We start from the raw sequence: 18,829 nt of genomic DNA, 5'->3' as shown, positions 1-18,829 counted from the left end.
AATGCGCTCATTTATGATCTGTTTGGCGTTCTGCGCAGGACCGGCATTTGCGTCCGATCTGACCTGTGCGTTCGACAAGGAATGTATCGAAGGCGAGGACTGCGCCGAGACCTCCTATACCTTCGCCGTCGAAGGCATGAACGACAAGGGTCGTGCTGTGTCTGGCGTGACGGACGCGGAAACCATGCGCGGCAATATCGTTGAGACTGACGGGATGCAGCATATTGTCTTTGCCGGCGCAGATGCGCTGCACATGCTGAGCATGAGCGCGGATGGCATAGCCCGCTATGCGGTGCATATGTCTGGCCCCATGGCGATCACCTATCAAGGTGCCTGTAATGAGAGTGCAAGCTGATGGATTTATTGAACGCCCTTGTCGCCTTCCTCAACTATGTCTTTGTTCCCGGCGTTGCCTATGGCTCGCAACTCGCGCTTGGTGCGCTTGGGGTTACGCTTGTTTACGGCATTCTGCGGTTTTCCAACTTTGCCCATGGTGACACAATGGCGATGGGGGCGATGGCGACTGTGCTGATGACATGGCTTTTCCAAAGCTGGGGGCTGACCCTTGGGCCGCTGCCCACCGCCCTGCTCGCCCTGCCTTTCGGGATCGCCTTTGCCATCGGGCTTTTGCTGTTTACCGACCGGGCCGTCTATAAATTCTATCGCGTGAAAAAGGCCAAGCCGGTGATCCTGGTGATTGTTAGCCTTGGCGTGACTTTCATCTACAACGGGGTCACGCGCTTTATCATCGGGGCCGATGATCAAAGCTTCTTTGACGGGCAGCGTTTCATCATTTCGGCGCGGGATTTCAAGGCGATGACGGGGCTGGATGAGGGGCTGTCGTTCAAGACGACGCAGGCGATTACCATCGTCACAGCCATCATTGTGGTGATCGCGCTGTTCTGGTTTCTCAACAAGACCCGCGCGGGCAAGTCGATGCGCGCCTATTCGGACAATGAGGATCTGGCGCTGTTGTCGGGCATCAATCCCGAGCGCGTTGTGATGATCACCTGGATGATCGTCGCTACGTTAGCAACCATCGCAGGTGTGCTTTACGGTTTGGATAAATCCTTCAAACCTTTCACCTATTTCCAGCTGCTCTTACCTATCTTCGCCAGCGCCATCGTGGGCGGGCTGGGCAATCCCATCGGCGCCATTGCAGGCGGTTTTGTGATCGCATTCTCGGAAGTGACGATCACCTATGCGTGGAAAAAGATACTTGTGTATCTGATGCCAGAGAATCTGGAGCCGTCGGGTCTCGTGCAGCTTTTGAGTACGGATTATAAGTTTGCGGTCAGTTTTGTGATTTTGCTGATCGTGTTGCTGTTCAAGCCTACGGGCCTATTCAAGGGGCAATCGGTATGACAACGACCCTGAAAAATACACTGCTGTTTGCGGGCATTGCGGTGCTGATCATCATCGTGGGTATCCAGCAAAGCTGGAATTCGGCGCTGCTGATCATCTCGATGGGGTTGATTTCCAGCATCATGGCGCTGGGGGTGAACCTGCAGTGGGGGTTTGCCGGATTGTTCAACGTGGGCATCATGGGGTTTGTGGCCTTGGGCGGATTGGCGGCTGTGCTGATTGGCATGCCCCCCACCGAAGGCGCTTTCTCTGCGGGCGGTCTGGGTGTTGTGGGTGCATTACTATTGGGTGCCGGTACGATCATCGCGGCCATTCAGGTCATGCGCCGGATGCAGGCGGGCTGGCTGCGAAGCTTGGTGGTCATTCTGGTGTTGGTGGCGGGGTTCTTTCTTTTCCGGGCGTTGCTGGACCCGTCTGTTGAGCGGATCGAAGAGATCAATCCGGCGCAGACGGGCTATCTGGGCGGACTTGGCTTGCCGGTGCTCATCGCCTGGCCAGTCGGCGGGCTCTTCGCTGCGGCGGCGGCCTGGTTGATCGGGAAGACGGCATTGGGGCTGCGGTCCGATTATCTGGCCATTGCAACGTTGGGTATCGCCGAAATTATCATTGCTGTGCTGAAGAACGAGGACTGGCTGACACGCGGTGTGAAGAACGTGATCGGTGTGCCGCGCCCCGTGCCTTTCGAGATTGATTTGCAGAATGATCCGGGCTTTGTGGAAAGGGCTGCCGCATTCGGCATGGACCCGGTCGAAGGGTCGACGCTTTATGTGAAAATCCTGTATATTCTGCTTTTTGCGGCTGTCCTGTTAATCTTGATGTGGATGGCGCAGCGGGCCTTGCATTCGCCCTGGGGCCGGATGTTGAGGGCCATCCGTGACAATGAGGTGGCCGCCGAGGCAATGGGCAAGGATGTGACCGCGCGGCACCTGCAAGTGTTTATTCTGGGCTCTGCTATCTGCGGTATTGCAGGGGCGATGATGACCACGATGGACGGTCAATTGACCCCCGGCACCTATCAACCGCTGCGCTTTACCTTTTTGATTTGGGTGATGGTGATCGTCGGCGGGTCAGGTAACAATCTGGGGGCCGTACTGGGCGGATTTCTGATCTGGTTCCTGTGGGTTCAGGTAGAGCCGATGGGTCTGTGGCTGATGAATGTCATCACCAGCGGCATGGCCGAAGGCTCCGCCCTGAAAGAGCATCTGATCGAGAGCGCCGCGCATATGCGTCTGTTGACGATGGGCATGGTGCTTTTGTTGGTTCTGCGCTTCAGCCCGCGCGGGTTGATCCCTGAGAAATGAACATTGCCACCTGCGCGGGTTGAGGGTGCGGGCGGTATATAGGGCCAAAAAGAGAAACGGGCGCAGTGGCAATTCTGCGCCCGTTTGTGTTGTTCAGCGGCCTTTGAAGAGGCCCCCGAGGATGCCGCGCACGATGCGGCGACCGGTGGTCCCTTTCAGCTCCTTAATCACCACATTTGCCATTGCTGTGCCGAAGCCTTCGGTTGCTTTATTGGCCGGGGCGCGGGAGGTGGAGCGGGACACGCCTTTGCCGGCGTAGCGGCGGGCGTTGTTGAATTCGCGCAAGGCAGGCGTTTCGGCGGCTTCGGCTTCTTCTTCGGCTTTGGCGGCTTCGGTCGCGGCTTGCTCGGCCCGTTTGCCCAGGATCTCAAAGGCGCTGTCGCGGTCCAAACGGGTGTCGTATTTGCCTGACATGGGCGAGGCAGCCATCACGGCACTGCGTTCGGTGTCGGTGATGGGACCGAGTTGCGATGAGGGCGGACGGATCAGCGTGCGCTCGACGATGCCGGGGATGCCTTTCTTTTGCAGGAAGGAAGTGACCGCTTCGCCGACGCCGACCTCTCGGATGGCTTCTTCGGTCTCGAAGCGGGGGTTTTCGCGGTAGGTTTCTGCTGCCATACGCAATTCCTTGCGATCCTTCGCGGTGAATGCGCGCAAAGCGTGCTGCACCCGGTTGCCGAGCTGGCCAAGAATATCTTCGGGAACGTCCGCCGGGTTCTGGGTGATGAAGTAGACCCCGACGCCTTTGGAGCGGATCAGACGGGCCACCTGTTCGACCTTGTCGACCAAGGCTTTGGGTGCATCGTCAAACAGCAGGTGCGCCTCGTCGAAGAAGAAGACGAGTTTGGGTTTCTCGGGGTCGCCTACTTCGGGTAGTTCCTCAAAGAGCTCTGACAGCAGCCACAGCAGGAATGTGGCGTAGAGTTTCGGCGCGCCCATCAGTTGATCGGCGGCGAGGATGTTGATCATCCCGCGCCCGTCCGCGTCGCAACGCATCAGGTCGCTGAGTGCCAATGCAGGTTCGCCAAACAAATCTGCCGCGCCCTGGTTTTCAAGCACCAGCAAACGGCGCTGGATCGCACCGACGGAGGCTGCCGAGACATTCCCGTAGCGCAGTGCCAGCTCTTTCGCGTTCTCCCCTATCCAAACGAGCAGCGCTTGCAGATCCTTGAGGTCCAGAAGCGGCAGGCCGTCTTCATCGGAAATGCGGAAGGCGATGTTCAGGATGCCTTCCTGTGCTTCGCTTAGGCCCAGAAGCTGCGCAAGCAAAAGCGGGCCCATTTCAAGAACTGTGGTCCGGACGGGATGGCCCTGTTTGCCGTAGAGATCCCAAAAGGCGACCGGAAAGGCGCTGTAGTCAAAGTCGTCAAACCCGATCGTGCCGGCGCGGCTGGTGAAAGCATCATGCAATTTGTGGCTGGCACTGCCCGATTTGGCGAGGCCCGACAGATCGCCTTTGACGTCAGACAGGAAGACCGGCACGCCTTGCGCCGAGAAGCCTTCCGCAAGGATTTGCAATGTGACCGTTTTGCCCGTGCCGGTGGCCCCCGCAATCAACCCGTGGCGGTTGGCATATCCGATGTTAAGAAACTGCTGGGTGGCGTAATCGGGGCCGCCTCCTCCGATAAAGATGTCTTTGGTCACGCATGGTCCTTTCAGCGGTGTCGGTTCGGACGAATTCTTATGTGGGGCAAGCATACAAAGTTAACCTTTGCATGCCATAGTGTTTGTGCCCGGGCTGCTCTGTCCTTTTGCAGCCTTGGGCATTTCCTCCCTGTCAGACTGGCCGCGCCTTTTGGTGCGGCCTTTTTTACGAAGCTGCGGGTGTGGCAGCTATGGCGGCGTTAACCTACTGTTTCTGTTTGTTATATTTCCGGTTGACCGGATTGAATTGCTTTCGTAACGTGGCGTCATAAGTCGGCCCAGTTCGACGGGGAGAAAAGATCGGAAAAGGGGATGCTTTGCGTCCTCTTTTTCATTTTCGGGCCTCAGGATGTAGCTGCCGATGGTCCGGCGGATTTCGGCTTTGACCTGGTAAAATCTTGGCGATGAACACTGACATTGGCGCATCGGCATGTTAGATCACCCGCAAATCAACAAAGCTGGATTGAACATGAGCAAGATTTCTACCGTATGGCCGTTATTGGCTGCCCTTCTTCTTGGCACCTCGATGCCCGCGATGTCCCAGACCACTGATCCTGCACCAACTGTGCAATCCGACACAGGCACAGCAGCTGAGGTCGAGGAGCAGCTGAGCCTTGGTGAGGACGCTGATAAGGATCCGGAGCTGGGCAAGCCCTATACCAGTGAGGTGATTGGAGATTGGGAAATGCGTTGCATCAAGACCGAGGCCGAGACAGACCCGTGCCAGATGTATCAGCTTCTCGATGACGGTCAGGGTGCGCCCGTGGCCGAGGTGTCGCTCTTCCGCTTGCCGGGGTCCGGCAAGGCCGAGGCAGGGGCAACTATCGTCGTACCGTTGGAAACTTCCCTGCCCCAGCAGCTGACCATCACTGTAGATAGCGGCAAAGCGCGGCGTTACCCCTATGCGTTCTGCAACCCTGTGGGATGTTATGCCCGGCTTGGCCTGACCGCGCAGGATATTGCGGGTTTCAAGCGCGGCAATGAAGCGACAATTACCATCGTACCCGCGCTGGCGCAGGACCAGCAAGTCAAGCTTACGCTGTCCTTGTCAGGGTTTACGGCCAGCTATGAAAAAGTCTCGGTCATCCAGCAGTAACACTGGGTAGCATCTGATGAACGATTGGGTCGTCCTGCGGGGCGGCCCTTTTGCGTTTCAATGCTTGCGCAAGGCAACCACCGCATTCAACCCGCCAAAGGCGAAAGCATTGCTCAGCGCCACAGTGACAGAGGCCTCGCGCGCCTCGTTCGGCACCACATCAAGCGCACATTCGGGGTCTGCTTCTTGATAGCCGATGGTGGGAGCGATCACGCCGTCCCGCAGCGCCATGATGCAGGCCAGAAGCTCTACCGCGCCGGTGCCGCCGATCAGGTGACCGTGCATCGATTTGGTTGAAGAGATCATCAAATTGTCCGCATGTGGCCCGAAGACGTCTGCCACCGCGGCGCATTCGGTTTTGTCGTTGGCGGCGGTGCCGGTCCCGTGGGCATTGATGTACCCGACTTCGTCGCGGTTGATGCCAGCATCCTGCATGGCACCTTCCATGGCGCGGGCGGCACCTGCCTTGGAGGGCATGACAATGTCGCTGGCGTCGGATGTCATCGCAAAACCGGCCACTTCACAGAGGATCTGGGCACCGCGCTTGCGGGCGTGTTCCAGTTCTTCAAACACGAAGACGCCCGCCCCTTCGCCCTGCACCATACCGTTGCGGTTGGCCGAAAACGGGCGGCAGGCATCGCGGCTCATCACGCGCAGGCCTTCCCATGCTTTGACACCCCCAAAGCACAGCATCGATTCAGAGCCGCCGGTGACCATGACCGGCGCCATGCCGGAGCGGACCATCGCAAATGCCTGTGCCATCGCGTGATTGGACGACGCACAGGCGGTCGAGACGGTAAAGGATGGCCCCCGCAGGTTCCATTCCATACTGACATGAGAGGCCGCCGCATTATTCATCAGCTTGGGCACCACGAAAGGATGCACGCGGTTTTTGCCTTCTTCATAGACTGCGCGGTAATTGTCGTCCCATGTGGAAACACCGCCGCCAGCGGTACCCAGTACCACACCGGAACGTGCAGAGAGATCATCCGTGAAGCTGAGGCCGGATTGTTCAATTGCCTCGCGGGCGGCGGCGAGGGTGAATTGGGTGAACCGATCATAGAGCGAGATTTGCTGGCGGTTGTAATGGCCTTCGGCCTCGAACCCGCGCACCTGTCCGCCGATCTGGATTTGCAGTCGCTCCACGTCGCGAAACGCCAATGGTCCGATGCCGCAGACGCCCTCGCGCATCGCTTCCAGCGTGTCGGGCACATTGTGCCCCAGCGCGTTGATCGTGCCGGCTCCGGTAATCACGACTCGCTTCATGCGCTAGCTCTGCTCGGCTTTCAGACGTTCGATACCCTCGGTGATGCTGGCCACCGTCGAAATATCGAAATCCGAGGCTTCGGGGTCATTGGCATTGAAAGGCACATTGATATCAAAGGCCTCTTCGATGGCAAAAATGCTTTCGACCAGACCAAGGCTGTCGATGCCAAGGCTCTCCAGCGTGCTGTCGGGGGTCACGTCCGAGGGCTCCAAAAGGGCCTGTTCGGCGATGATGGCGATGACTTGATCCTGGGTGTTCATCGGTTTTTCCTCGACCTGCAGTGTAAGGCTGATTTAGTCATCCTTGTCGCTTTTGAAAACCGTCTTTCGCAATTCCGCCACCTCGCGCAGAAGGCGGGGCAAGCGGCGCAGAGCTTTGTATTGCTCGACCTGTTTGTCCATCTGAGTGGCGGGGTACCCCAGCATGGTGCGGCCTGCGGGGACATTGGACATCAGCTTGGTGCCGCCGCCCGCGATCACACCATCGCCGACAAAGATATTGTCGTTCACACCGACCTGTCCAGCCATCACCACATTATTGCCGATCTGTGCAGACCCTGCGATGCCGACCTGCCCGCAGATCAGACAGTTGTCGCCGATGGTAACATTGTGGCCAAGGTGCACCTGGTTATCCAGCTTGGTGTTGTTGCCGATCGAAGTGTCGCGGATGGTGCCGCAGTCGATGGTGCAGCCCATGCCGATCTCGACGTCGTCGCCTATGGTGACAGAGCCGAGCGAGTGAATGCGAATCCAGGGCTGGGCATCGGCTTGCCCCTGATCGCCCAACGTCTTGCGGGCGGATTCCACGGTCGAGGGTTCTGCGGTCACAAAAGAAAAGCCATCACCGCCGATACGGGCACCGGGTTGCAGAATACAGCGTGCGCCGATGGTCACCCGCGCCCCGATACTGACCTGCTCGCGCAGATAGGCACCTTCGCCCAGCCGCGCATTCATCCCGACAAAGCAATGTGGTCCGATCACGGATCCTGCCCCGATCTGCGCCCCGGCCGAGATGATGACAAGTGGCCCGATGCTGACATCGGCTGCAACTTGGGCGGTGGGATCAATGATCGCCGAGGGATGGATGCCGGGGGCGAATCCCTGGCCTGCGTCCAGCATCCGCGTCAGGCCAGACATGGCGAAACGCGGGCGGGCGGGAAAGAGTGCGGCCTTCAGCCCCATCGCCTGCCAATCGGCATCGGGCCAGAGCATTGCGGCGCGGGCAGCACCCTGCCCAAGTAAATCGGCGTATTTCGGGTCCATCGCAAGGGCGAGGTCATCGGCACCCGCGCTCTGCGGTTCGGCGGCGCGGGCAATTACGATAGAAGTATCGCCGGCAGCTTCGGCCCCCAGCGATTTGGCTATTTCGGCAATGGTATAAGACACGGGCGGCACTCCCTTGCAGGCGTGCCGCGAGGTTTAGCCCTGAACGCCGCCCAAGACCACCCCTGCCCGTGACAGCGCGTTCCAGATCTTTGCGTCGCGGCCATAGACATCGGCGCGGTACTCGGTGTGACCGCGCGCATTGGTCACGGCGGTACGGTAGATCAGATGAACCGGTACGGGCTCTTTCAAATCAACCCGCGTTTCCCGTCCGGAACGCAAAACCGACTGGAAGTACTGCTTGGGGTCAGCTTCCTGTTTGGCCAGCAATGCGTAGGCAAAGTCAAACGGATCAGCCAAACGCACGCAACCGTGGCTGAAGGCGCGGACATCGCGGGAGAACAGGCTCTTGGCGGGCGTGTCATGCAAGTAGATGTTGTATTTGTTCGGAAACATGAACTTGACGAGACCCAGCGCATTTGACCGGCTTGGCGGTTGGCGCATGGCAAAGGGGAATGTCCGCTCTGTATAGGCGTTGAAGTTCACAGCGCCTCTGTTCACCTTGCGGCCCCGGCGATCTGTGATCTCGATATGGCTCACCGCATTGCGGTTGCGTTTGAGCGCTGGCAAATACTCTTTGGTGACGATCGAGCGTGGTACATACCAGCTGGGATTGATCACCATATGGTCCATAACATCGGAGAATTCTGGCGTCGGGCGATCGTCGCGGTTGGCACCGATGACCGAACGGGTGCGGAAGGTGATCTTGCCATCGTCGATAATCTTGGCCGAAAAGTCCGGTAGATTTACAAGGATGTGCCGCTTGCCGCGTTCTACATTGAACCAGCGCTCCCGCTCCAATGCCACGAGCACGGATTGCAGCCGCGCGGTAACCCCGACGTTGATCTGGCGCATCGTCTCCGATCCGGCCACACCATCATCATTCAATCCATGGTCGCTTTGGAACTGCTGCACGGCGGCCTGCATCGCGGCATCATACCCACGTGCATTGCTGCGGGGCAGATACTCCATCGCGATCAGACGGTTGCGCAAGGCGATGACTGCAGAGCCACTGTCGCCGGGCTTGAGCGATTTGGCAGGCACAGTCGCCCCCCAACCGCCTGCATTCAGCAGGCGTTCCATCGCGACCTTTTCCTTGATCAGCGCGTTGTATTCCATGCTTCTGGGCGGCAACGCGCGGAAAAATGAGGCGGCTTTGGCATCACGCAACCCGGTCAGATAGGTCGTGCGATCCTTGTAGGGAATCTCGCGCACCATCGCGCTGTCGATCTTGCGGGGTGTCAGCATGCCGGATTGGATGTCGCGCGCATAAGTCAGGAAAACGCGGCTCATTTCCACCTCGGCCAAACCGCGATCACGCGGAGTACGGACTGCCGACAGGGTCGCCATCAACGCGTCGGGGTCATAGCGTGCCACAGGCAGCCCATGATCGGCGGCGGTGGTAATGGCCTGCATCAATGCCGCACGGCGGTCGCGGTCCGCCTCGCCTGCCCCGGTCCAAATCGGCGCATAGCCGTTTTCGCGGTAGAATTTTGCAATATCATCGTCGCTTGATGCGGCCTCGGCCACGGCTTGTTTAAAGGCGGTGACCTGTGCAAACGCGGGCACAGGCGCGGGGCCAAAAGTGAGCACCATCGCGATGCAGCAGGTGAAAAACACCCGTTGTGCAAAAGAATAGGCAAGCATCATTCCAAAAGTCCCCTGTAGAGTTAGGCTCCGACGTTGATATCGGCTTGGTGTACCTTGTCCGAAGCCGCGAAGGCTAAGTCCAATCACAATCGTCTTAAATTCTGAACAAACCCGCACCTGATGCGAAAAAACATGTGTCTGGCACGGCCGTATCGCAGGGTGGTCAAGGTTTGAGCAGAAAATTGCCTAAACTTTAAACTATCGGGAACCCTTAGCATTAAGGGGTTGGTTCAAGATTCGGCATATGCAATACATGCGTTGCATCCGGGGATCAAAGTTTAACGCCCATGTAACATCATGGTCACAGGCAGATGCCTACAGGCAGAAGACGGGACGAGTAATGACAGGATCAAGCACAACGGGTATGACCCGGCGCGCGCTTCTTGGCGCTTTCGCCGCAACCGCAGTTTCGGCAGCACCAACCTACTCAAATGCAGCAGGTTTTCTGCGTGGTGGTGGGGACATTCGCAGGATCAAGATGTATTCAGGCCGAACTGGTGAACGCATCGACATGATCTATTGGATCGAAGGTCAGTACATCAAGGATGCGGTCAAGGAAGTGAACTACTTCATGCGGGACTGGCGCACCGATGGCGTGAAAAGCATGGATCTGCGAACCGTTGATATTATGGCCGCGGCGCATAACCTTCTCGATGTGAACGAACCCTATATGCTTTTGTCCGGGTATCGCAGCCCCAAGACGAATGCGATGTTGCGCTCCAGATCGCGGGGTGTGGCCAAGAATTCGTTGCACATGCGCGGTCAAGCGGCGGATCTGCGTCTGGCATCGCGCTCTGTCAACCAGATGGCGCGTGCGGCAGTTGCGTGTCAGGGCGGCGGCGTGGGCCGGTATTCGGGATCGAACTTTGTCCATATGGATTGCGGTGTGGTGCGCAGTTGGGGCGGCTAACGCTCTGGAAACCATCAGATTTCGATTAAGAAGCGCCCCTCGGGCGCTTTTTTTGTGTCGCTTTAAAGGGTACTGCACAACTACTGCTAAAGTTGCAGGTGCTGAGCCGGTGCGGCGGGAAAGTGATCGGGTATAAAAGCTGCGGGCCGGTGCAGACCCATCCGGCCAGTTGTCTCCCAACGCCAACTGGATTGGCACATTTCCAACAGGTTGTGTCGCGCCTCAAATCCAAGCACAGCGGCGGCCATGCTGGGATCAGAAAAGCTTGCCGCGACATCGCCGGCCCGGCGCGGTTTAAACCGGTAAGCAATCTGTTGGCCGCTGACGTTCTCGTACGTCTTGATTACGTCGAGCACGGAATACCCTCTGCCTTTGCCCAGATTGACAGTATGCGACCGCCCCTGTTGCAGCAGCAGATTGAGGGATTGCACATGTCCCTGTGCCAGATCGCAAACGTGAATATAATCGCGGATGCCGGTGCCGTCATGGGTGCCGTAGTCACGTCCATATATATGCACGCAGGGCAATTCACCCTTGGCCACCTGCGCCACCAGCGGCATCAGGTTGCCACCATTGCTGAGCGGGGCTTCCCCGATCAGACCGCTGGGGTGCGCACCGGCAGGATTGAAATAGCGTAGAATACCCGCGGCCCAGCCTCGTTTGCTGCGGGTCTTCTGGTTCAGATATTGCTCGCCCATCAGTTTCGAGAGACCATAGGGGTTCGTATAGCTTAAGGGCGCATGTTCGGGGATCGGCAAAGCCTCTGGCGCGCCATAGACGGTCGCGCTTGAGGAATAGACGATTCGTTTGACGTGGTGCCGTTCCATGGCCTCAAGCAGGGTCAGCAACGCGGTAATATTGCTGCTGAAAAACGCTTCCGGACTGGCAAGCGATTGCGGCACGGATTTGCGGGCCGCGAAATGGACCACAGCATCAAAACAATGCGCGGCAAAAACCGCATTAAGTGCTTTTGCATCAGACACATCGGCCTTCATCACCTGCACAGGTTTTCCCGTCAGCTGTTCAAGCCTGTCAGGGACGCACACCTCGGCATTGGAGAAATCATCAAGGATCACGACATCATATCCTGCCTCGATCAGAACGACATAGGTGTGTGAGCCGATGAAACCGGCACCGCCGGTCAGCAAGATCTGGGCTGTCATGCTGGGTGTCTTCCTTCGCGCCTGTTTCGAAGAAATCTACCCATCGAATGCAAGGATTGAGTTAACCGAGACGCAAAACCGCGGCTTTAAATCGCGCCATGTCCGGTCGCCACCGTGATCAGCGTGCGCCAGAAGACATAGGCCTCCATCCGTACGCCTGCTTGGGAGATATACCGCAGGTCGAGTGCTAGCTTCCTGCGCGTGCCAGAGGTGTCACTGGTATAACCCTGCACGACCTGCGACAACCCGCTGAGCCCGGGCCGGACGATATGGCGCCGATGATAATCGGGCATAGCCGCGGTATATTCATTTACAAAGCCGGGTTGCTCGGGTCGTGGGCCGATAAGGCTCATGTCGCCGCGCAATACATTCAAAAGCTGCGGAAGTTCGTCCAGCCGGTAGCGGCGGAGAAAGAACCCAAAGGGCGTGATCCGGTGGATTTCAGTATCCGCAAAACGCTGGCCGCTCGGCGCTTGGGTCAGGCATCGCATGGTGCGCAGTTTGTACATGATAAACAGTGCACCGTGGCGGCCGATGCGAGGTTGTGAAAACACGAGCGGTCCTGGATTCAGCCAGGGATTAAAGCACAGCGCCAGCACCGAGACACACAGCAGCAGGGGTAAGAGCGCAAGCCCAAGCAGAATATCTAGAGCGCGTTTCAGCTGCCAGAAAACCTTCGTCCCACCGACTTGCATCGCGCGCTACCCTCACCTGAATACGATGCTATGCTGCCCGCAAAAGGTTAACGAAATCTTTTCATTTGACCCCGACATAGCGAAACTCTGACGCATGCCTGCTTGTCAGGTCTTCGGTCAGAGCCTTATCGCACGCAGTTCTCCCGCCACGGCGGAGCTGGTTACCGCACAAATCATTCTTCAAAGGCCCGCGTCCCGCGAGGGTCAGACGGCTGACACACGCGATCTGATCGCACCCAAAGCTTCCACCCTGCCCTGCCGGCGCTTGCTATTGGCGCGTCCTTGCTGTCATATTCCAAAAAAGGAATTTGTCAGGGGGGATACAAGATGCAACTGAACAGACGCCGCGTGCTGATCGGGCTTGGTGGAATGGCGGCGGCCGGGGTGCCGATGCTCTATCTGGCGCAGACCAGCATCGCATTTCAGAACAGCACATTGACCAGTGTCAGTGACGGCCACCTGATGCTGCCTGCCGGGATGTTTTTTGATGGCTTGCCGACAGACGAATTGCAAAAGGTGCGCGCGCTTTATGACCTGCCTGCCGATCAGCTTTTGCCGCCCTGCAACCTGACGCTGCTGCAACGCGGTGACCGTACGATCCTGTTTGATGCGGGCTCCGGCCCCGCCTTTATGCCAAGCGCGGGCGATATGCTCAAAAGTCTGGATGGCTTGGGCGTGACCGCAGATGACATCACCGATGTCGTCTTTACCCACGCGCACCCAGATCATCTGTGGGGTATTCTGGACGATTTCGACGATCTGGTGTTTCCCAATGCGCAGCTGATGATGGGACAGGATGAATGGGATTACTGGATTGATCCCGACACGGTCAACACCATCGGAGAACCACGCACAGGCTTTGCCGTCGGGGCCGCCCGCAGGTTGGAGGCCGTCGGTGACAGCATGGCATTTTTCGCCGATAGTGACGAGGTGTTGCCGGGTGTGACCGCACGGGCAACCTATGGCCATACGCCGGGGCATATGTCGTTCGAGATTGCCGATGGGAACGAAAGGCTTTTGGTCGGAGGGGATGCGATCGGCAATCACCATCTGGCTTTTGCCCATCCCGAATGGGCCAGCGGTGCCGATCAAGACCCGGAGATGGGGATCGAGACGCGGATGCGCTTGCTAGAGATGCTGGCGGCGCAGAACATGCCACTGATGGGGTTTCACCTGCCGCAGGGTGGTCTGGGCCATGTCGTTCAGGATGGCGATGCCTATCGCTTTGCGCCGGAGGAGGTCTGATGCGGGGACTTGTTGCATTTTTCATCGCTGCGGCCACCGCCGCAGGCGCGAGCGAGGATATCGCCGATCAGTATCCCGGCTCATTGCTCTACAGCAAACCGGTGGAGTTTATCCCCGGCGTGTTTTCAGCCATCGGCGCCACCGCCCCGCCGACCTACGAGAACGCGGGCCATAACAACAACCTGAGTTTTATCGTCACCGGTGACGGTGTGGTGGTGATTAACGGCGGGGCTTCTTACGGCCTAGCCCAAGCGCTTCACGATGAGATCAAGGCGATTACCGATCAACCTGTGAAGCTGGTGTTCAACGAGAATGGTCAGGGCCACGCCATACTAGGCAACAATTACTGGACCGATCTGGGGGTGCCGGTTGTGGCCCATGTAGATGCAGCCCACGAGGTCGAAGAATACGGCGGTTCTATCCTGTCGAACATGCAGCGCTATAATCGTGACCGCGCGGAGGGCACAGTCCTGCAAGGCCCGACCGAAACCTTTGAGGATGACTATACCGTAGAGATGGGCGATTTCCGCATCGAAGCGCGCTACCTCGGCCCTGCCCATTCGCCCGGTGACATCGTGATCTGGCTTGCCGAACAAGAGCTTGTCATTGCGGGCGACATGGCTTTTCACGAGCGTATGCTGCCGATATTCGAGGATACGGACACTGCCGCTTGGCTTGAGACGTGGGACGCCGCTTTTGAGCCGTTGCAGGCCACCTATGTGATCCCCGGCCACGGGCACCCCACCAATATGGATCAGGTGCGCCGCTATACCAAAGATTACCTGATTGATCTGCGGACAAGCGTCGGGGCGCATCTGGATGCAGGCGGCGGTCTGGCGGAGGCCTACTATGTGGATCAATCGGCCTATCGTCACCTTGATACGTTTGAGGAACTGGCGACCAAGAATGCAGGTCGTGTGTTTGAGCAGATGGAGTTTGAATAGGTCTGTGCTGCGCACTTAGGCCGCCCGCTGCGCCTGACTCGGCAGCAAGATCCGGTGGGTGATCATGGCACTGGCCCACATGCAAAACACTGCGACCCAGGCGGTAACCGCAAAGACAGCGCCGCCCGACATGCCAGCACCTACGGCACAGCCGCCGGCCAACATGCTGCCAAAGCCCATCAGAACGGCGCCCACCAGATACCGTTCCATCGGTGTGTCGGGCCCAAAGCGTTCAATCCGCGCTTCACGCCGCAGCAGCGCCATCATCGCGGCCCCGGCAAACACGCCCGGCACAAGGCCCAGACCAAAGCCCAGTGGCAATTCAGTGCTGTTGACCAGACCCATCAGCGTGTCGGTCGACGGGCCGGTAAAGGTGATCGAAGAGATTGGCACCACGTCAAAGGAAACCTGCGAGATGGCGTAGGTAAACATCCAGCCCAAAGTGACCGCAACGCCCACGAACACCGCAGCTATGATCCGGCTTGCTGGCAATTCCGTCTCAAGTGCCATCAGAATGGCGATGACAAATACCAACATCGCCGCCCCAGCTGCCACTGCAGGGGAAAATCCGATTTGAGTCAGTATGTTGCGTGCTTCGCCGCCGCTGACCACCCAGATGCCTGCAAGGCTCTCGCGCAAGGGTGCCAGCCCGCCCCGAAGGGACGCCTGTGCCACCAGTGTCAGTACCAGCCCCGTGATGATCGCCCTGAGGTTTCCGGTGGCTGACAAGACCAGCAGGCGGCTGGCACAGCCCCGCGCAAGGATCATCCCAACTCCGAACATCAGCCCGCCGATCATCGCACCCGACAGGCTGCCGGTGCTGGCAAGCTGGCGTGCTTCCGATACGTCGAGAACGCCAAACACGATGGCCCCCTGAACGCCGGTGACTGCCGCCGTGAACGCAATCAGCCAGATCGCCAGTTTCGCGCCAAAGCGCCCCTCTGAAACCTCAACCGTGGCGGCGCGCAGGCAGAACCTTGAATGTTGGGCTGCGGCACCAAAGACCAGACCGACCAGCGCACCGGCACAGGTCAGAATGGCGGCATCACCAAAACGGTCGGTCAGGGTTTCCAGCATCACGCGCTCCTCTTTTCAGAGAAGCCATAGCGCAATCGCGCTTTGGCAACCTTGACGCAGGTCAATAAACGGCCTCGTGGATTATTGTGCGGCCATCGGCATCCGGGCCAGTTCGCACTGCTCCCAAAGGTCGGCAAGTGCCCCGACAAGCCGGTCCATATCGGCGTCCGAATGCACGGGGGATGGCGTGATGCGCAGCCGTTCGGTGCCTTTGGGCACCGTGGGATAATTGATCGGCTGGATGTAGATGCCATAGTCGGCCAGCAGCAGATCAGAGATGAATTTGCATTTCATCGGATCGCCCACCATCACCGGGATGATATGGCTGTCGTTGTCCTCATGCGGGATGCCAAGCGTGTCGAGCCTGCAGCGCAACTGCGCCACGCGGGCCTGATGCTGCTGGCGTTCGGTTTGTGACACCTTCAGATGCCGGATCGAGGCCGCGGCCCCTGCGGCCACAGCAGGCGGCAACGCAGTGGTAAAGATAAACCCGCTGGCAAAACTGCGCACGAAATCGCACAGATCAGCGGAAGCGGCGATATAGCCGCCCATGACGCCAAAAGCCTTGCCCAGCGTGCCTTCGATAACGGTCAGGCGGTGCATCAGGCCTTCGCGTTCCGCGATGCCGCCGCCGCGCGGGCCATAAAGACCTACGGCGTGGACTTCATCCAGATACGTCATGGCGTTGTATTTATCCGCCAGATCACAGATCGCGGCGATGGGGGCGATATCACCGTCCATCGAATAGACGCTTTCAAAGGCAATCAGCTTGGGCCGGTCCAGCGGCAGGCTCGCGAGCTTGGCCTCAAGGTCCGCGAGATCGTTGTGCTTCCAGATCATCCGCTCGGCCTTGGAATGGCGGATGCCTTCGATCATCGACGCGTGGTTCAACGCATCGGACAGGACGACACAACCGGGGATGCGGCCCGCCAACGTGCCTAGTGCGGCCCAGTTCGACACATAGCCAGAGGTGAACAATAGGGCCGCTTCCTTGCCGTGCAGATCGGCCAGCTCCGCCTCAAGCTGCACATGGTCGTGCGTCGTGCCAGAGATGTTGCGCGTGCCGCCCGCACCCGCGCCGCAGCGCTCCAGCGCATCGTGCATGGCCCCCAGCACACTGGGGTGCTGGCCCATGCCGAGATAATCGTTGGAACACCAGATGGTGACAGGCGCTTTGGCCTCTGTTCCGTGGGCTTTGGCTTGCGGAAAGGCACCGCACTGGCGTTCAAGCTCGGCAAAGACGCGGTAATTCCCTTCGTCTTTCAGTGTCGTAAGGCTGCCCGCGAAAAAGTCTTCGTAGTTCATCTATTCCATCGCCTCTTTCACGATCTCGTCCAAAAAGGCTTGAACCTCTTGCATCGGGCCTTCGGGGTATGTGCGGTAGCCCACCGTGACGTCACCGGCGCGGTCGGCCACGAAAATGCCATAGGGGCAATGGGCGATGTTCATCGGGTCCGCTTCCATCACATTGCGCGACAGGGTGGCAGAACAGAACAGAAAGATGTCCGCCTCTTCGAACAGCTTGACGTCCGATCCAACGTCCGCCGCCGTGCGGGCGAGCATCTCGCCGGTGTGGCTGACGTAATCAATCACCAGACCGCGGCCCACTATGGCGCTTTCTACGGCAAAGGTGGCGTCCTCAAAGCTGCCCTCGAAAGGGTATGTAACGGCATCTTCGGCCAGCACCGTGGTAGCTGTGCCAAGTGCCAAAAGCGCTGCGGATATCGTACGGATCATTTTCGGTCCTCCTATGGTCACGGGACCACCCTAACAGATTTTACTGCGCCGGGGCTTGATCTGGATCATGCCCCGGCTGATGGCTTAGCTGAACATGTCAGCGGTGATGCCGGCGTACCAACCTTCTGATTCCTCATAGGTGGCTTTGCGTGTGGCGCTGTCCTCGCCCGTGGCGCTGATGAACCCATCGACCTTGGCGATCTTTTCGTCCGTGGCCTCATAGGTGGCACCGACTTTGACACCGTCATCGGTGCCGATGAGCGACCAGCAGGTGTTGGAGAATTTGGCCGGGAAGACTTTGGAGCCGGTCAGCGCGCCGCGCACAGCATTGGCGCAAACCTTGGCCTGAGAGTTGGCCGAAAAGCCCGATTTAGGCATGTCGCCCTGCTGGCTGGCATCGCCCAGCACATAAACGTCTTCATCCGCCTTTGATGACATATCCGCCGCATTGACCGGCGCCCAGTTGCCATCGGTCACGCCCGCCATATCGGCGATGCGGCCTGCTTTCATGGCGGGGATCACGTTGCAGACATCCACGGATGTTTCTTCGCCGTCGATGTTGATCGTCATGGCCGCAGGATCCACCGACACGTTACCACCGCCAAAGTCGGGGCCGATCCAGTCGATCATGCCGCTGTAGTGATCTGCCCAGCCCTCCTGAAACAGCGCCATCTTGGAGAACTTCGGTTTGGGGTCGGCAACGATAATCTTGGCCGTCGGATTATTGGCTTTGAGCATATGGGCCACCATCGAGACACGCTCGTAGGGTCCGGGGGGGCAACGGTAGGGGTTTGGTGGTGCCACCATCGCAAAGGTGCCGCCCTCTGGCATCGCCATGATCTGCGCTTTCAGCAATTCAGTCTGCGAACCCGCCTTGTAGGCATGGGGCATCGCGTTTTGTGCAGCCACGGACCAACCTTCGACAGCGCCATCGACAAAATCGATGCCGGGGCTGAGGATCAGCTTGTCGTAAGGCAGGCTTGCGCCGCCTGCGAGGCTGACGGTTTTGGCATCACGGTCCACGTCAATGGCCCAATCGTGTACCACGTTCACCCCGTATTTCGATGCCAGCGTCCCGTAGGTATGGCCCAAATCGTCCATCTCCTTGAACCCACCCAGATAGAGGTTCGAGAAATAGCAGGTGTAGTAGGTGCGCGAAGGTTCGATCAGAGTGACGTCTACGGCACCCTTGTTGTCCTTGGCGATATAGCGGGCCGCTGTCGCCCCGCCCGAGCCGCCGCCGATCACGATCACACGCGGTTTGCCGTGGCCATCGGCCAGAAGGGCTGGTGCGGCAAGTGTCGTCAGCGCTGCGGCTGATGTGCCCATAAACAGGCGTCTGTTCATTGTCAT

General features: G+C 58.7%; 18 protein-coding genes. 7 read left to right on the top strand and 11 right to left on the bottom strand.

Annotated features, from left to right (window positions below; translation table 11 throughout):
- Position 1 precedes the first annotated feature (1 nt).
- From Z945_RS0115405 to Z945_RS0115395, 3 genes are read left to right on the top strand one after another with little or no spacing between them, the layout of a single operon-like run.
- Positions 2 to 355: a hypothetical protein gene (locus Z945_RS0115405; protein WP_025052995.1), complete on the top strand. Its 354-nt coding sequence runs from the start codon at positions 2 to 4 to the stop codon at positions 353 to 355.
- Positions 355 to 1,365: a branched-chain amino acid ABC transporter permease gene (locus Z945_RS0115400; protein ID WP_025052994.1), complete on the top strand. Its 1,011-nt coding sequence runs from the start codon at positions 355 to 357 to the stop codon at positions 1,363 to 1,365. Before Z945_RS0115405 ends, Z945_RS0115400 begins: the two co-directional genes overlap by 1 nt.
- Positions 1,362 to 2,666 (top strand): branched-chain amino acid ABC transporter permease, encoded by a 1,305-nt coding sequence (locus tag Z945_RS0115395; RefSeq protein WP_025052993.1) that lies wholly within the window; start codon positions 1,362 to 1,364, stop codon positions 2,664 to 2,666. The genes Z945_RS0115400 and Z945_RS0115395 overlap by 4 nt, the downstream gene beginning before the upstream one ends.
- A 93-nt stretch (positions 2,667 to 2,759) precedes the next feature.
- On the opposite strand, the gene Z945_RS0115390 is transcribed toward Z945_RS0115395, so the two are convergent.
- Positions 2,760 to 4,310 (bottom strand): helicase HerA-like domain-containing protein, encoded by a 1,551-nt coding sequence (locus tag Z945_RS0115390; protein ID WP_025052992.1) that lies wholly within the window; start codon positions 4,308 to 4,310, stop codon positions 2,760 to 2,762.
- Positions 4,311 to 4,779: 469 nt separating this feature from the next.
- Between Z945_RS0115390 and Z945_RS0115380 the strand changes: the two genes are divergently transcribed.
- Positions 4,780 to 5,406 carry an invasion associated locus B family protein gene (locus tag Z945_RS0115380; RefSeq protein ID WP_025052991.1) on the top strand — a complete coding sequence of 209 codons (627 nt, stop codon included), beginning with the start codon at positions 4,780 to 4,782 and terminating at the stop codon, positions 5,404 to 5,406.
- Between the two features lie 57 nt (positions 5,407 to 5,463).
- On the opposite strand, the gene Z945_RS0115375 is transcribed toward Z945_RS0115380, so the two are convergent.
- Genes Z945_RS0115375 through Z945_RS0115360 form a run of 4 tightly spaced genes read right to left on the bottom strand, consistent with a single transcriptional unit; the run spans position 5,464 to position 9,702 of the window.
- A complete protein-coding gene (locus Z945_RS0115375; RefSeq protein ID WP_025052990.1) occupies positions 5,464 to 6,672 on the bottom strand; it encodes a beta-ketoacyl-[acyl-carrier-protein] synthase family protein in 1,209 nt (402 codons plus the stop codon).
- 3 nt (positions 6,673 to 6,675) lie between these two features.
- Positions 6,676 to 6,933, bottom strand: a complete 258-nt coding sequence (locus Z945_RS0115370) for an acyl carrier protein (RefSeq protein WP_025052989.1) — start codon at positions 6,931 to 6,933, stop codon at positions 6,676 to 6,678.
- A gap of 33 nt (positions 6,934 to 6,966) precedes the next feature.
- Positions 6,967 to 8,058, bottom strand: coding sequence for a UDP-3-O-(3-hydroxymyristoyl)glucosamine N-acyltransferase (gene lpxD / locus Z945_RS0115365; RefSeq protein ID WP_025052988.1), 1,092 nt, complete (start codon positions 8,056 to 8,058; stop codon positions 6,967 to 6,969).
- Positions 8,059 to 8,091: 33 nt separating this feature from the next.
- Entirely contained in the window at positions 8,092 to 9,702 is a 1,611-nt protein-coding gene (locus tag Z945_RS0115360) for a L,D-transpeptidase scaffold domain-containing protein (protein WP_025052987.1), read from the bottom strand.
- 343 nt (positions 9,703 to 10,045) lie between these two features.
- Between Z945_RS0115360 and mepK the strand changes: the two genes are divergently transcribed.
- Entirely contained in the window at positions 10,046 to 10,615 is a 570-nt protein-coding gene (gene mepK, locus Z945_RS0115355) for a peptidoglycan L,D-endopeptidase MepK (RefSeq protein ID WP_025052986.1), read from the top strand.
- Between the two features lie 86 nt (positions 10,616 to 10,701).
- Here the strand turns inward: mepK and galE are convergent, their stop codons facing one another.
- Both galE and Z945_RS0115345 read right to left on the bottom strand, forming a co-directional pair.
- Entirely contained in the window at positions 10,702 to 11,778 is a 1,077-nt protein-coding gene (gene galE / locus Z945_RS0115350; RefSeq protein ID WP_025052985.1) for a UDP-glucose 4-epimerase GalE, read from the bottom strand.
- 86 nt (positions 11,779 to 11,864) lie between these two features.
- Positions 11,865 to 12,473, bottom strand: coding sequence for a sugar transferase (locus Z945_RS0115345; protein WP_025052984.1), 609 nt, complete (start codon positions 12,471 to 12,473; stop codon positions 11,865 to 11,867).
- A gap of 327 nt (positions 12,474 to 12,800) precedes the next feature.
- Between Z945_RS0115345 and Z945_RS0115340 the strand changes: the two genes are divergently transcribed.
- Positions 12,801 to 13,718 (top strand): MBL fold metallo-hydrolase, encoded by a 918-nt coding sequence (locus Z945_RS0115340; RefSeq protein WP_025052983.1) that lies wholly within the window; start codon positions 12,801 to 12,803, stop codon positions 13,716 to 13,718.
- A complete protein-coding gene (locus tag Z945_RS0115335; protein ID WP_052862672.1) occupies positions 13,718 to 14,662 on the top strand; it encodes an MBL fold metallo-hydrolase in 945 nt (314 codons plus the stop codon). Before Z945_RS0115340 ends, Z945_RS0115335 begins: the two co-directional genes overlap by 1 nt.
- A gap of 15 nt (positions 14,663 to 14,677) precedes the next feature.
- Here the strand turns inward: Z945_RS0115335 and Z945_RS0115330 are convergent, their stop codons facing one another.
- From Z945_RS0115330 to Z945_RS0115315, 4 genes are all read right to left on the bottom strand, one after another.
- The gene (locus Z945_RS0115330) at positions 14,678 to 15,739 is read right to left on the bottom strand and encodes a YeeE/YedE family protein (protein WP_025052981.1); all 1,062 of its coding nucleotides are present in this window, start codon (positions 15,737 to 15,739) and stop codon (positions 14,678 to 14,680) included.
- Between the two features lie 81 nt (positions 15,740 to 15,820).
- Positions 15,821 to 17,044, bottom strand: coding sequence for a 5-aminolevulinate synthase (gene hemA / locus Z945_RS0115325; RefSeq protein WP_025052980.1), 1,224 nt, complete (start codon positions 17,042 to 17,044; stop codon positions 15,821 to 15,823).
- Complete coding sequence (locus Z945_RS0115320) at positions 17,045 to 17,476, bottom strand: DUF302 domain-containing protein (protein ID WP_025052979.1); 432 nt, start codon at positions 17,474 to 17,476, stop codon at positions 17,045 to 17,047.
- Between the two features lie 84 nt (positions 17,477 to 17,560).
- Positions 17,561 to 18,829, bottom strand: coding sequence for an NAD(P)/FAD-dependent oxidoreductase (locus Z945_RS0115315; protein ID WP_025052978.1), 1,269 nt, complete (start codon positions 18,827 to 18,829; stop codon positions 17,561 to 17,563).

Source organism: Sulfitobacter noctilucae, from assembly GCF_000622365.1.
GTDB classification, from domain to species: Bacteria; Pseudomonadota; Alphaproteobacteria; order Rhodobacterales; family Rhodobacteraceae; genus Sulfitobacter; species Sulfitobacter noctilucae.
Note: the sequence above shows the minus strand (reverse complement) of the source record. Positions and strands in the feature narration are given on the sequence as shown.